Here is a 12,295-nt window from a genome sequence, read left to right as displayed (position 1 = left end):
TTAAAGGGGAATAACATATATGTCTCAAACTACAAGTGATCTGACTAAAGATTACGGTGCTCGCATTGAAGAAGCTGCAGCTTATATTAAACAAAAATTAGGCAAGTATGCTCCTAAAATAGGTCTCGTTTTAGGTTCCGGTCTCGGCGATCTGGGTGACCAGATTGAAGATGCCGTCTATATTCCATATAACGAAGTTCCTCATTTTCCTGAATCGACCGTTGCAGGACATGCGGGCCGGTTTGTTATTGGTCAGCTTGAAGGCAAAGATGTAATGATTATGCAAGGACGTTTCCATTACTATGAAGGTTATGATATGCGTACTGTTGTTCTTCCTGTGTATGTGATGGCACAGATCGGTGTAGAGACGCTGATGCTGACGAATGCAGCAGGCGGTATGAATCGTGGATTCAAAGCAGGAGATCTCATGTTAATTACAGATCACCTCAACATGACGGGAGCAAATCCCCTGATTGGTCCTAATGATCCGAAACTTGGCGTTCGCTTCCCTGATATGTCTGCTGCTTATGATCCAGAATATCGTGCTCTTGCCAAAAAACTTTCGAAAGAAATTAAAGGTGAGGACGGTACGCATTTGGAATTGCAAGAAGGGGTATACTGCGGCATTAGCGGCCCAACGTATTCAACGCCAAAAGAATCAACCATGTTTGCTCTTCTTGGGGGAGATGCAATCGGGATGTCTACCGTAGGTGAAGTAATTGCGGCAAGACATGCGGGTCTGCGTGTACTGGGCATTTCTTGTATTACGGATATGGCAATTGGAGAAGAACTAGAACCTTTGACTCATGAACAAGTAGTTGCTGTTGCAAATCGTACCAAACCGAAATTTATCGGTCTTGTACGTGCTTTCGTTCGTGAAGTGTAAGAAGTGTAATTAATGGTGCTCTGAACTTTTTTAAATACGGTAATAAGGTGTGGTCAATATATGAGAGCTGTGGATATAATTCAAAAGAAACGCGACGGACATGAATTGTCAGCAGAAGAAATTACGTTTCTAATCCAGGGTTACAGCCGTGGTGAGATACCAGATTATCAGATGTCTGCTTGGGCAATGGCAGTTTATTTCCAGGGAATGACGTCACAGGAGACAGGTCATCTTACGATGGAGATGGCGAAGTCAGGAGATCAAGTGGATCTATCCCCGATTGAGGGTATAAAAGTAGACAAACATTCCACAGGGGGCGTAGGAGACAAAACGACGATTGTACTTGCTCCGCTTGTTGCCGCGGCAGGTGTTCCTGTTGCTAAAATGTCAGGCCGTGGATTAGGTCATACGGGCGGTACCCTGGACAAGTTAGAGTCGATCTCAGGCTTTACCATCGAGCTCTCTAGAGACGAATTTCTGAATCAAGTGAATGAAGTGGGAGCAGCTGTCATTGGTCAGAGCGGGAATATGGCTCCCGCAGACAAAAAGTTATATGCTCTCAGGGATGTTACTTCAACGGTGAACTCTATTCCACTGATTGCAAGTTCGGTCATGAGCAAGAAGATTGCGGCAGGCGCTGATGCGATTGTACTGGACGTAAAGACAGGCAGTGGAGCTTTTATGAAAACACTAGATGATTCAATTCGACTCGCAGAAGCAATGGTTGATATCGGAACCCATGTGGGTCGTGATACTGTTGCTGTAATCAGCGATATGGATCAGCCGCTTGGTTTTGGCATTGGTAATGCGCTTGAGATCAAGGAAGCCGTTGAAACTTTGCAAGGAAACGGACCGGAAGATCTAGAGGAAGTCAGTCTTATTTTGGCATCGCATATGCTCGTTCTCGGCGGAAAAGCAAAGACCGTAGAAGAAGCGCGTGTTGTGCTTGAAGAACTGCTGAGAAGCGGGGCGGCATTTGATAAACTAAAACAAATGGTCGCTGCCCAGCATGGTGATGTAGGACAAATAGAAGATCTAAGCAAACTTCCTGGAGCGAGCCGTACACTCGAGGTAAAAGCAGATACAAGCGGTTATGTGGCGAGTATTGAAGCAGAAGCCATCGGTATTGCTGCCATGCTGCTCGGTGCAGGGCGCGAGACAAAGGAATCTGTTATTGATTACGGAGTCGGCGTTACCCTTGTGAAGAAAGTCAGCGATGAAGTTAAAGCAGGAGATACTCTTGCTGTTATGCACATCAATGAGGCGAGTGAATCCAAGGTGCAGGAGGCGGAAAACAAGCTGAAACAAGCTTACAGTATTACAGATGCTGCCGTACCTAAACAACCTTTAATTTATGCACTTGTTACTAAACATGGCGTAGAGCGATTCGTATAGCTTCGATAAGGCCATATAGATCGCAATCAGATACCAAAAAGAAGCAGATATCCTTTTAGGGACTTCTGCTTCTTTTTTATTTTTAACTCCAAGGTCCTTTAAGAGAAGTTTTTCATCAATCAGACTCTGATGACTTCGACAATCATAAATGTTTCATAAATTATTGATCGTTTTGTCTAATTGGAACCGTTATTTTCTCATTCAAATGTTCAGTCGTGTACATAAAAACAAAGATATCTAATTGATCCGGCGCGAAATTTTCATATACATCCATACTTTTATTGGTTCCTTCCCCTCTAAAGTTTACAATGGAGGGTTTTCCATAAATCTTTTCTTTACCGTCATAATAATAGGTTTGATTGATTCCTCCAAATGTAGGATCCTGGCTGCTGGACTCTACATACAGCTGTTCATCTTTTAGATAATAAGTCCAGTCTACCGTAAATTCGCCGTACTTCGTTTGAAGATGCTGTGGTTTGGTTGAGATACTGGAAAGCCTGATAGAAGTTTCTTCATTTCCTTTATGCTCCTCTACACGCTTCTTAGCTGTAAGAGTGATGGGCTGTTCGTGAAGAGAGGTAAGATCCATATTCATCATTTCAAAACGGAGCTCCGTTTTTTTGGACGGCTTCTTATGATAATTGATACCGCCAGTTAATCGTTTCCCGCCGATCTCAAGCTCGTAATCAATGAATGGTAAATGAGCATATTTTTCTTGATTGGTGATCATTAAACGAACTTCGGATGGAGTTACGATCATCTCCGTAATTTTACTGCCTTCCCGCAATTCAGGTACAGGCAGGTCTAACTGTTCTCTGATCGTACTGTTTTCTAATTCAGACTTAGACAAGGTTAGATCCATTCCCCATTCGCCTGATATACGTCCTGTTTCACGTTCATAAGAGAGAGCGAAATGAGTACCATCAGCAGTAAGCTGTTTTTTGGTATAGAGCTGTTCAGATATGGTTTGATCTGGGCTTGTGCCTGGTATGCCGTATACGTTTTTTGATCCTCTAATCATATTATTGTTAGCATCCAGGACAGTAAAGGAAGTCCAAGTACGCTCCCGCTGGCGCTGATCAAGGCCTTCAAAATGAACAGTAGTATTTAAAAGGGTATCTTTTTCAGACTGTTCAAAAGTCTCAATCCTTACGGTACTAATCCCATCTCTCTTGATCTCAAACGTTTGCGTCTCCTGATTTGCGGGATTATAGAAGAGAGGCACCTCTGTTTTTTCTGTTAATACTACATTCGTAATCGCGAAATGAAGATTTTCTTTCTTATGTCTTAGAACATAATCGGTTTCAAAATAACCCTGATATTTACCGATTTCCGCATTCCACCTCTGCTCGTAATTCCCTTGGATTATCTCTCCATCTGAATTGAATAACTCAACTTTGTCGTAACTCACAGTTTCGTTTTTATATGCTGTACCTGGATCCAGTGTGTACAAGAGTACCGTCCTGTTTTCATCGGAAAAAGCGATATCTACCGTAAGCGTGATTCCATCTTTATTTACAGATTGGTCAATATTTTGACCAAGCCCCTGTTCCCATACCGACTGAATGCCTGTCTTATGAGAAAGTACATCCGACCAATTATAATGAATGGCTGCATATACAGGAGTTGAGATCATAACTGCAGAGATCCCGGCAATTACCGCTGTTTTGCTTAGATTGGTACGCTGAAACCACCTCGTTTTTGAACCTTGTTGCCATTCTTTGTTTTGTTCAATCTTATTCCACATCAGGTCAAAATCCGGATAAGTGACGGAAGGAGTTTTCTTTATCGCTTCTCTAATTTTTTCATCTTCCATAGGCTTCAATAGGATTCTCTCCCTTCAGATCGTAGAAGTCTTCCTCTTGTAGTTTGTTTCTCATCAGCTTTAATGCTTTATGAAGTCTCGATTTCACCGTTCCGACAGGGATATGAAGAACATTTGCAATCTCTGTTATTGTCAGATCGTTCACGTATCTAAGCGTAACCACCACAAGAAGCTTGTCCGGAAGCTCTTTTAATAACTTTTGCCAATCGGCTGCCGTAGATTTTTCCTCAACAATGGTTTCCAGTGCTTTTGCAGAGGTTTTTGCTTCCTCATAAAGATGCCTAATTTGCAGCTGTTTTTCTCTTTTCTTTCGACTTTTTTTGAGTAGATTCAGGCAATGATTTGTAGTGATCCGCATGAGCCAAGCTTTTAAATAGACTACTTTTTGGAAGTCACGTTGGAAAACGGTAACGAATACATCGTGGCATGCATCTTCGGCATCTTGTGCATTCTGAAGAAGAAAATAACAGGTTCGATAAATCTCTTTATTGTAGGTATCGAATAGTTCACGTTCTGTCACGGCCGTCACTCCTTTCGCTTGCTGATGTATATAAAACAAACAAGCTGCAAAAAAGGTTCATTTTACCAGGATTATATTTCTTACCTTGTATTATGTAGGTCTTATTGGAACGAATACGCAAAGTCAAAATATTATTTATCTCAGATAATGGAATAATTCCCAATAATCCTGACGAGAATGTATAGCAGTATGACGTCACACATCAGCTAACTGAATAGATCGAAGAGGAGGATACGGGTACTTATGAAAAAAGGGATAAAAATACTAACCGCTCTTTTGTTGACATGCGCCATTATTGTTCCAGGTACCGCAACAGCCGAAGAGCCGATTAAACAGCAAAATAATGTAGTACCTCCCGTTGAACTTGCGGAAAATGCAGTTTCGGCGGTACTGCTTGACGCTGACACAGGGACCATTATCTATGAGAAAAATGGACATGAGAAACTTCCTCCAGCGAGTATTACCAAAATCATGACGATGTTATTGGTCGTTGAAGCGATTGATGCTGGAAAACTGAAATGGACCGATAAAGTTCGTACAAGTGAATATGCTGCATCGATGGGCGGGTCACAAATCTTCCTTGAAGTCGGAGAAGAAATGACAGTAGATGATATGCTCAAAGGAATTGCTATGGCTTCAGGTAATGATGCATCCGTAGCTATGGCAGAGAAGCTGGCCGGGACGGAAGCGGCATTTGTTGAAATGATGAATAAACGTGCGAAAGAACTTGGGATGAACGATACTCATTTCTCTAACTGTAACGGGCTGCCTGTTGATAATCATTATTCATCTGCACACGATATCGCGATTATGAGCAGGGAATTGTTGAAACATAAAGACGTTACAAAATATACAGGAGCCTATCAGGATCACTTGCGAAAAGATTCCGATAAACCATTTTGGCTGGTAAATACGAATAAATTAGTTCGGTTCTATCCGGGAGCCGATGGTCTTAAAACAGGTTATACATCAGAAGCTAAATTTTGTTTGTCTGCGACTGCTGTAAAAGACGGCATGCGGGTGGTAGCGGTGGTACTTGGCGAACCGAATACAAAAACAAGAAACAGTGAAGTTTCTAACATGCTGGATTATGCATTTTCTCAGTATATGATGAAAACCATCTATAAAAAAGGTGACGTTATAGGCAAAGTGCAAATAGAAAAAGGGAACATCAAAGAGATTGAAATTATTGCCGACACACCTTACAGCGTCCTCATGAAAAGAGGAGCATCGGATGAAACAACTCAGCAGCTGACTATTCCGGCAGAGATCAAAGCTCCTATTGCCAAAGGTCAAGTTTTAGGAAAATTAATTGTTTCTCAAGATAACAAGGTCTTAAAAGAATTTGAGATTAAAGCAGCGGTGGATGTGGAGAAAGCAGGTTTCTGGAAACTGTTTAAACGGACGACCTCTGATCTTTTTCGCTAAAAAAAGTGCTTTTGTAGATTCATGAGAGTTTTCTTCTAGTTTTGTCGGGGGGCAGGAAACCATTTTACAGATGTAGAAATGGTTGGCTATGACAGGGAGGAGAGTGAGCAAGCATGAATTTGCAAGTGAACATGGAGCACGATCGCGGGGTACTCATTGTCCGGCTTACAGGAGAGCTAGATCATCACACGGCAGATGGCGTTCGAATGCAGATGGATGAAGCGATTCAGAAGCAACAGTGCAAGCATCTCGTACTAAGTTTACAAGATCTTCAGTTTATGGACAGTTCGGGTCTCGGTGTCATTCTAGGACGCTATAAACTGATCCATCATAAAGGCGGGAAAATGGTGATCTCGGGCGCTAATCCAGCGGTTCACCGTTTGCTTGATATGTCGGGCTTGTTCAAAATAATGCCGGTTTTTGATAATGAGGGAAGTGCCCTCTCGGGTCTGGAGGTAGTTTCATGAAACCAGGACAATCGAATTTTATGAACTTGCAGTTCTCTGCAAAGTCCGAAAATGAATCTTTTGCTCGTGTGGCTGTTGCTGCCTTTATTTCACAGCTTGATCCAACGATGGATGAACTGAGTGATCTGAAAACCGTGGTATCAGAAGCAGTAACCAATAGCATTATTCATGGTTATCACAGTGATGAGAGCGGTGTGGTTACGATTAGGGCAGAGATCCTTAACGATATCATCACCCTCGTTATCGAAGATAACGGACAGGGAATAGAGGATCTCGAAATGGCTAAGCAACCGCTTTATACTTCTAAACCAGAGCTGGAACGTTCAGGTATGGGCTTTACGATTATGGAAAACTTCATGGATGAATTTGAGGTGTCAAGCGAGCTTGGACGCGGGACTTCAATCCTCATGAAGAAGAGGATAGAATCCAAGAAAGCACTGTATAATTAGGGGTTGGACCTATGGAAGCAGAAACGAAACATAAAACACACACGTATCTAGAAGATGCGGAAGTCAAACGCCTCATTGCTCTCTCCCAAAGCGGGGACAATGTGGCCAGAGACACGCTTGTCAATTGTAACATACGTCTTGTGTGGTCCGTCGTACAGCGGTTTATGAACCGTGGATACGAGCCTGAGGATCTGTTTCAGATCGGCTGCATCGGGCTGCTGAAATCAGTAGATAAATTTGATCTCAGCTACGACGTCAAGTTCTCTACGTATGCAGTGCCAATGATTATTGGCGAGATTCAAAGGTTCCTAAGAGATGATGGAACCATTAAGGTAAGCCGGTCACTTAAGGAGACAGCGAACAAAGTTCGTAAAAAGAAGGACGAACTCTCTAAATATTTAGACCGGTTGCCGACAATTAAAGAAGTGGCTGAGGCGCTGGAGATTACACCAGAAGAAGTAGTCTTCGCACAGGAGGCAAACAAGCCTCCTACTTCCATTCATGAGACGGTATTTGAGAATGATGGGGATCCAATTACCTTAATGGATCAGATTGCTGACGAATCTCAGGAGCGCTGGTTTGATAAACTGGCGCTGAATGAAGCCATTGGGAATTTGTCTGAGCGAGAACGCCTGATTGTGTATCTCAGATATTATCGGGATCAGACTCAGTCCGAAGTTGCTACAAGACTAGGTATTTCACAAGTACAAGTATCCCGATTAGAGAAGAAAATTCTCCAGGTCATTCGTGATCAGATTGCGCAGTAAACGGTGCAGGTAAGATACTGATGATATGTTGTAGGTAAATAATTCTTTAATTCGTGTAACAACGATAATAGGTTACAAGTAAGGCCCTGTCCAGTATTTAGGATAGGGTCTTTTTAGTGATGCCATTTTCGCTGAATCAACCGATATTCCTGAATTTCGGAATAATTAAGAGCCTAAATCTCCATACTATGACTAATTTCGCAGTATAAGGAGTGACGTCAGGGATGAATGGAACATCCACTCCTGTAGTGTACGTTCGGCTGCACAGCCGAATTAAAATAAAGATGGGTAGCACACTCCAAATTAAGCATGTTGCTAATATTTTGAGTGATCCGCCAGAGTATGAGCATAAATTACGGGAAACCGTACTGATACATACTGAAGAAAAAGATGGGACATTGTTACTTATCGATGTGCTTCCTCTTATTGCGCGGATTAAACAAGTTGTTCCGAGTGCTCAGGTGGAGACGCTTGGGAGCAGCCATACCTTGGTCGAATTACTCCCAAATGAGAAGCCTCCTTCCAAATCTCTTTTCATTTTAGTATGGCTTTTGCTGTTTTTCGGATCAGCTCTGACCATTATGAATTTTCATGCAGACGTCAATATGAAAGAGGTTCATGTACGTGTTGTTGAGATGCTAACTGGATATAGGGATGAGAATCCTTATATGTTCCAGATTGCTTATTCCATCGGCATAGGGTTTGGTATGGCCGTATTTTTTAACCATTTATTCAAGAAAAAGTGGAACGATGAGCCTACTCCGCTTGAAGTGGAAATGTATCTGTATCAACAGAATGTAGATCAGTACACGATCAGCGAGGAATATGAACGTATTAAATCTTCAATCAGCACGGATAACTTGAGCGGCAGGGATTCACTATGACTGTACTTGATGGCGTCGTCATTATGTTTCTTGGTGTCGCCAGCGGTATTGCGGTTGGGAGTGGTGTCATTGCTTTGTTTATCGTGCTCGATATCATTCCGCGGCTCGCACAGTTAACTCGCTCATACGACAAGGCACATGCATATGAAGTCGCTATGATATCCGGGTCTCTGATTGGAACGGCAGCTGACTTTTGGCATTTAAAAATAAGACTGCTGCCAATTGTGGCTATTTTTGTGGGATTATTATGCGGTGTATTTATTGGTTTGCTAGCAGCTGCACTAACCGAAGTGCTCAATGTACTTCCTATATTAGCGAAAAGGCTGGGAATGAAACCGTATCTATTCGGATTACTCATGGCTATGGTTTTTGGAAAAGTAGCAGGTTCGTTATTTGATTGGTTTATCTTTGACAAATAGGGAGGACCTGATTATGCCAGAAGAAAAAGAGAAAGAAAAAGAAAAAATGAGAGAAGCTGAACTCAAAGAGAAAAAGCACAGTGAACGATCAGATTCAATCGAAGAATCTGTTGTTTACTGGCAGGGAAAAGACACAGTTCTCCCTGAATTTGATAAGCTCAAAGAAACGTTTAAATATGTCATGGGACTTGGAGAAAGTTTTGATATTAACTTCCGGGAAATGACGTTCGGCGGAAAACATACGGGGTTATTATTCGTTACCGGTCTTACCAAAGATGTCGTGTTAACGGAAATATTAGAGAGACTATCCTATGTGAGTTCAAGGGGGATGAGTGTTGATGCAGCGGAAGATTTCTTTGAGTATTACATTCCCCACATCCAGGTAACGAAATATACAGAACTCAGTAAAATATTTATTCAAGTAATGAGCGGAATGAGTGCATTCTTCATTGAAGGTGAAGAAACAGCACTCGTCATTGATACACGTAGTTACCCAGTCCGAAGTCCTGAAGAACCATCGCTCGAACGAGTCGTTCGGGGATCAAGAGATGGTTTTACAGAGACGCTGCTGACCAACGTTGCTCTCGTCCGCAGAAGACTTCGTGACCCAGGGTTCAAGCTTGAACTGTTTCAAGTTGGTCGCAGAACAAAAACAGATGTTTGTATTGCTTACATCGATGATATTGTCGATAAAGTACAAGTTGATAGTATTCGTAAAAAGATTGAAAAGGTAAACCTTGATGGAATCCCGCTTGCAGATAAACAGCTCGAAGAAGCGATTATTAATGAAGGTTGGAATCCTTTTCCTTTGGTTCGATACTCGGAAAGGCCTGATTCGGTAGCTTCCCACTTACTGGAGGGCAGAGTTGTCGTTTTTGTAGATACATCCCCGAGCGTTATGATTATGCCGACGACATTCTTTGATCTTTGTCAGCATGCGGAAGAAAATAGGCAAACGCCTTTTATGGGGACTTATTTACGGCTAGTCCGTTATCTAGGGATCTTTGCCTCTTTATTTCTGCTTCCTTTATGGATGCTCTTTGTCATCGAGCCCAGTCTAAAACCAGAGGGAATGGAGTTTATTGGGCCACAAGAAAATGTAAAACTGCCGATCATCATGCAGTTTCTCATTGTTGAGATAGGAATCGACCTGATGCGGATGGCGGCTGTGCATACGCCTACTCCGCTGGCCTCAGCGATGGGGCTGATTGCTGCCATTCTCATTGGAGATGTTGCCGTCAAAACAGGGCTCTTTGTTAATGAAGTGCTGCTGTATATGGCGGTTGCAGCTATAGGTATGTTCGCTACGCCAAGTTATGAACTAGGTCTCGCGAACCGAATTGTCAGGCTGATCTTACTAGTTGTCGTGGCAGCCTTTAAAGCTCCGGGGCTGATTATAGGAACGACAATCCTAATCTTGATCCTTGCTCTCCATCGTTCATATAATTCGGCGTATCTCTGGCCGTTTATACCTTTTAATGCAAAGGCAATGATGGAAACAATAATTCGTTCTCCGGTACTTGCATCTAAGAAGAGACCATCATTCAATAAACCGCGAGATAATACACGGCAACCGGTGAAGAAGAAGTAAGGTTCGCCGTTTGAATCAATTTGTTAACTCGTTTAAAGGGAATTTGAATAAAATTCCAGTAATTAAAATACAAATGATGTGCCGATTAATCCATATATACGTAAAGCCAAATTCTGCTATACTGGTGTAAAATTAGATGGAATCATTCCAGGAAAAGTGAGGAATTGCCAACAATGTATTTACACGGTACTAGCAAAATTAATGCTTTAGGTCATCTTGAAATCGGTGGCTGCGATACGGTTGAACTTAAAAAAGAATATGGAACACCGCTGTACATCGTAGACGAGCATTTGATTCGTCAGCGTGCAAGAGAGTATATGGATGCATTCAAAGCATCAGGACTCACTTTTCAAGTAGCCTATGCAAGCAAAGCTTTCAGTGTAAAAGCAATGTGCACTCTTGTGGAACAGGAAGGTCTTTCCTTGGATGTGGTTTCAGATGGAGAATTATATACCGCAATGCAAGCGGGTTTCCCGGCAGAACGTATTCATTTTCACGGGAACAATAAAACACCTGATGAAATTGAAATGGCCCTGGATGCAAAGATTGGTTGTTTTGTAGTAGATAACTTTACTGAGATTCATCTATTGCAAGCCATGGCAGCAGAGAAGAATCAGACTGTAAAAATTTTGCTGCGGATCACTCCAGGTGTTGAAGCACATACACATGAATATATTTCTACTGGACAGACGGATTCAAAATTTGGATTTGATATTGGTAATGGATCTGCTTTTGAAGCGATTGAACTGGCAAGTAAGCAGTCTCATTTACAGCTCCTTGGTGTACATTCTCATATTGGTTCTCAAATCTTCGAAGTGGAAGGTTTCCAGATGGCAGTAGAGCGTGTAGCTGGATTCGCTAGAGAAGTAAAAGAGAAGCTTGGACTTACATTCCAGGTCGTTAATCTTGGCGGTGGATTTGGAATCCGTTATGTAGAGGGGGATACACCTCTAGAAGTGTCACAGTATGTTAAAGCGATAACAGACGGTGTTAAGAATCATTTTGCAGGTATTGGTGAAGAGCTTCCTGAAATCTGGGTTGAACCAGGCCGCAGTCTTGTCGGGGAAGCAGGAACTACACTGTATACCGTAGGTACAAGTAAAGATATTCCTGGAGTTCGCAAATATGTTGCTGTCGATGGCGGAATGTCAGACAATCCTCGTCCTGCATTATATGAATCTCAGTATGAAGCTATGCTGGCTAACCGTGCGAATGAACCTGCAGCTGAGACGGTATCCATTGCAGGAAAAGCTTGTGAGAGTGGAGATATGCTGATATGGGATTTGGCGCTGCCAAAAGTGGAAACAGGGGATCTCTTAGCGGTAGCTTGTACGGGTGCTTATAACTATTCAATGGCAAGCAATTATAACCGGATTCGCAGGCCCGCTGTTGTTTTTGTACAGGATGGACAAAGTGATTTGGTTGTTCGTAGAGAGAGCCACGAAGATATCGTTCGTAATGATCTGATTCCCGCACGTATGAATAAGCAAACGGTGACTTCTTAATTAAAGTAGATCACGTTCTACAATGTCGATAGACCAAGAATCATACCTTAGAAGCTGTGGCTTCAGGAAGAGTGGAGAGAGCTGAAAAGCTCTCTTTTTTTATGGCTCATACGCTTGTCACTTTGGTTTTCTAAATCCAATCTGGATATCAATGAACGC

Annotated in this window: 12 protein-coding genes; 10 read left to right on the top strand and 2 right to left on the bottom strand. The window is 42.3% G+C overall.

Translation table 11 applies throughout. The features are described 5' to 3' along the window. Nucleotides 1–19: 19 nt before the first annotated feature. Complete coding sequence (locus tag QPK24_RS16565; RefSeq protein WP_285743031.1) at nt 20–886, top strand: purine-nucleoside phosphorylase; 867 nt, start codon at nt 20–22, stop codon at nt 884–886. A gap of 60 nt (nt 887–946) precedes the next feature. Next, complete coding sequence (locus QPK24_RS16560) at nt 947–2,281, top strand: pyrimidine-nucleoside phosphorylase (protein ID WP_285743029.1); 1,335 nt, start codon at nt 947–949, stop codon at nt 2,279–2,281. A 160-nt stretch (nt 2,282–2,441) separates the two neighbouring features. Here QPK24_RS16560 and QPK24_RS16555 read toward each other — a convergent pair whose 3' ends face one another. Next, nucleotides 2,442–4,097, bottom strand: a complete 1,656-nt coding sequence (locus tag QPK24_RS16555; RefSeq protein ID WP_285749375.1) for a DUF4179 domain-containing protein — start codon at nt 4,095–4,097, stop codon at nt 2,442–2,444. Continuing rightward, nucleotides 4,087–4,626, bottom strand: coding sequence for an RNA polymerase sigma factor (locus tag QPK24_RS16550; protein ID WP_285743027.1), 540 nt, complete (start codon nt 4,624–4,626; stop codon nt 4,087–4,089). Before QPK24_RS16550 ends, QPK24_RS16555 begins: the two co-directional genes overlap by 11 nt. Nucleotides 4,627–4,869: 243 nt before the next feature. Between QPK24_RS16550 and QPK24_RS16545 the strand changes: the two genes are divergently transcribed. From QPK24_RS16545 to lysA, 8 genes are all read left to right on the top strand, one after another. Further along, nucleotides 4,870–6,054, top strand: coding sequence for a D-alanyl-D-alanine carboxypeptidase family protein (locus QPK24_RS16545; RefSeq protein ID WP_285743025.1), 1,185 nt, complete (start codon nt 4,870–4,872; stop codon nt 6,052–6,054). Between the two features lie 113 nt (nt 6,055–6,167). Then, nucleotides 6,168–6,521 carry an anti-sigma F factor antagonist gene (gene spoIIAA, locus QPK24_RS16540; RefSeq protein ID WP_160033373.1) on the top strand — a complete coding sequence of 118 codons (354 nt, stop codon included), beginning with the start codon at nt 6,168–6,170 and terminating at the stop codon, nt 6,519–6,521. Further along, nucleotides 6,518–6,970, top strand: a complete 453-nt coding sequence (gene spoIIAB / locus QPK24_RS16535) for an anti-sigma F factor (protein ID WP_285743019.1) — start codon at nt 6,518–6,520, stop codon at nt 6,968–6,970. The genes spoIIAA and spoIIAB overlap by 4 nt, the downstream gene beginning before the upstream one ends. Before the next feature lie 11 nt (nt 6,971–6,981). Then, complete coding sequence (gene sigF / locus QPK24_RS16530) at nt 6,982–7,737, top strand: RNA polymerase sporulation sigma factor SigF (RefSeq protein ID WP_213529654.1); 756 nt, start codon at nt 6,982–6,984, stop codon at nt 7,735–7,737. 224 nt (nt 7,738–7,961) lie between these two features. After that, nucleotides 7,962–8,621, top strand: coding sequence for a stage V sporulation protein AA (locus QPK24_RS16525; protein ID WP_285743016.1), 660 nt, complete (start codon nt 7,962–7,964; stop codon nt 8,619–8,621). Continuing rightward, nucleotides 8,618–9,040 (top strand): stage V sporulation protein AB, encoded by a 423-nt coding sequence (locus QPK24_RS16520; protein WP_285743014.1) that lies wholly within the window; start codon nt 8,618–8,620, stop codon nt 9,038–9,040. Before QPK24_RS16525 ends, QPK24_RS16520 begins: the two co-directional genes overlap by 4 nt. A gap of 13 nt (nt 9,041–9,053) precedes the next feature. Further along, the gene (locus QPK24_RS16515) at nt 9,054–10,631 is read left to right on the top strand and encodes a spore germination protein (RefSeq protein ID WP_285743012.1); all 1,578 of its coding nucleotides are present in this window, start codon (nt 9,054–9,056) and stop codon (nt 10,629–10,631) included. 173 nt (nt 10,632–10,804) lie between these two features. Continuing rightward, entirely contained in the window at nt 10,805–12,136 is a 1,332-nt protein-coding gene (gene lysA, locus QPK24_RS16510; RefSeq protein ID WP_285742972.1) for a diaminopimelate decarboxylase, read from the top strand. Nucleotides 12,137–12,295 lie beyond the last annotated feature (159 nt).

This window comes from Paenibacillus polygoni (assembly GCF_030263935.1).
In the GTDB taxonomy this organism is placed as follows: Bacteria; Bacillota; Bacilli; order Paenibacillales; family Paenibacillaceae; genus Paenibacillus; species Paenibacillus polygoni.
Note: the sequence above shows the minus strand (reverse complement) of the source record. Positions and strands in the feature narration are given on the sequence as shown.